This is a genomic window from Gardnerella vaginalis (assembly GCF_001546455.1).
GTDB lineage: Bacteria > Actinomycetota > Actinomycetes > Actinomycetales > Bifidobacteriaceae > Bifidobacterium > Bifidobacterium vaginale_B.
Genome location: NZ_KQ956805.1, coordinates 63928 through 65664, shown reverse-complemented (window position 1 = coordinate 65664; position 1737 = coordinate 63928). Strand labels below are relative to the sequence as shown.

Annotated in this window: 2 protein-coding genes and 1 pseudogene; all 3 read right to left on the bottom strand. The window is 33.6% G+C overall.

What is annotated here, in order from left to right; genetic code table 11:
* Positions 1 to 167 precede the first annotated feature (167 nt).
* Complete coding sequence (locus tag HMPREF3216_RS00730; RefSeq protein WP_060786492.1) at positions 168 to 1049, bottom strand: Abi family protein; 882 nt, start codon at positions 1047 to 1049, stop codon at positions 168 to 170.
* 277 nt (positions 1050 to 1326) lie between these two features.
* Positions 1327 to 1650, bottom strand: coding sequence for a type II toxin-antitoxin system RelE/ParE family toxin (locus tag HMPREF3216_RS00725; protein WP_004133090.1), 324 nt, complete (start codon positions 1648 to 1650; stop codon positions 1327 to 1329).
* Positions 1650 to 1737: pseudogene (locus HMPREF3216_RS06035) on the bottom strand (toxin-antitoxin system protein); the annotation flags it as partial. The pseudogene HMPREF3216_RS06035 and the gene HMPREF3216_RS00725, both read right to left, overlap by 1 nt.

Genomic DNA, 1737 nt, shown 5'->3' with positions numbered 1-1737 from the left:
GGAACCTTATTTTCTGGAATAACCAACAAGCCATTACCATGAGAAATCAAACAGTGTAGGGAACTTTTTTACGATTATTCCACCGATTTGTTCCCCAAAAACACAAGCAACTAGAGCACAATAACACTCTTCGCTAAATTTAAATCTATAGCAATTTAAACCAGCACTTAAAGGATTTCCTCCCAATTTTTAGGAAATCCCATAAAATCAAATCTAAACGAACTTTCATATTTAGCAAACGTATTTTTCAAGTCTTTCAAAAGAGAACACCACTGTTCATTTGCTTTTAGCATTCTTTTAGTAATTAAAAGTACAGGAAATATTTTATTTTGTTTCCCTTTATATTGAAGATTCTCTTTATAAAGGCGCGGATTTTCTTTTAAAGGCATATTATAAAGTCTGGTATAGTGTGCACAAATATTTCTTACTTCTACTAAACATAAAATCCAGTTTTTTAAATATTTAGGATCAGTATTGTAATAGCGAGATATATTTTTTTGATCTTCAGTTTTTAAAATGCTAAACAATGAAGATAAACTCCCAAAAGACATTAATTCCACAGAAACCCATATAGGAAATTGACTATTATATTTTTCTATGTGATGCTTAACAAAAGGTTTATTTTTTTGTCGTTCAATTTCTTTATTCAAGCTTTTTATAAGAATAGAGTAAATAGATTGTCCTTGTTTATTTGTCTTGCAAACAAAATTAGTCTCACTCATCAATACTTCAGGACCGTATTTGATAGATAAGTAATAGACAATCTGAGTTCTAAGTTCTATCTCAATTTGCTCTATAGTTCGCATTAGATTATTTTTAAATTGACTATCAAAGCAATAAAGATTAAACAGCTGTTCTATGCTAACAGTGTCTTGATAATACTCCTTGTTATTAGCATTCTTCAACCCTACACCATAACCAGAAAGTCTGTAATAGTTGACTTTCGTCAAAATTCCTTTTGCAAATTCAATGTTAGAAATTTTTAAATGATGGTCATTTACAAGTCTTGCAATTTGTTGATCATACGTTAAAGCTGGCTTCAATGTCATACGTATACTCTTTCATACAAAAAGCCCTCTCCGTGGTCCGCATGTAGAAGAACTACATTAAGCGTGGAGAGGTTCTGTTAATACGATTGTATCATGCCGCATTTATAAATCAACCTAATCAGCCCTTGACATCAATACGACACTCTCGACGTGGATTGAGAGAACGGGTAGTATAGCTACACTTTTTTGAGTGCACACTATGGATATTGGGTGCACTTTTTAACGATAGGAAAAGCTATCGTTAAAAAGTTTAAGATTGGCTTGATAGCGCGTTACATTACAATTCTTCCAGTTGTTTAGTCTGGTCTCTTCTCACGTAGATAACCGCGAGTATTTGAACTTCTTTTCTACTATCATCAACACAAAAATAAACGTAATAATTTTTTACGCGTATTCTTCTAAAACCAAGTTCACACCACGGCTGCTCACTAATTAACTTCACACGATAAGGCATCGTCTGCAAAGACATCATTTCCGACTTCAACAGCTCGAGCATTCTTTTAGCCACTATCGGTGCTTGTAACTCCGTGGCGATATATTCTCGAATAAGTGCAAGATGCTCTTTCGCCTGACGAGTGACTTTTATCTTATACTCATCCATTAAAGACCTCGTTCAAGATCTTCAAAAACATCATCTATCGGATAACTATCACCTTGAACCGCCTGATCATAACCTTTAGCCATCAAC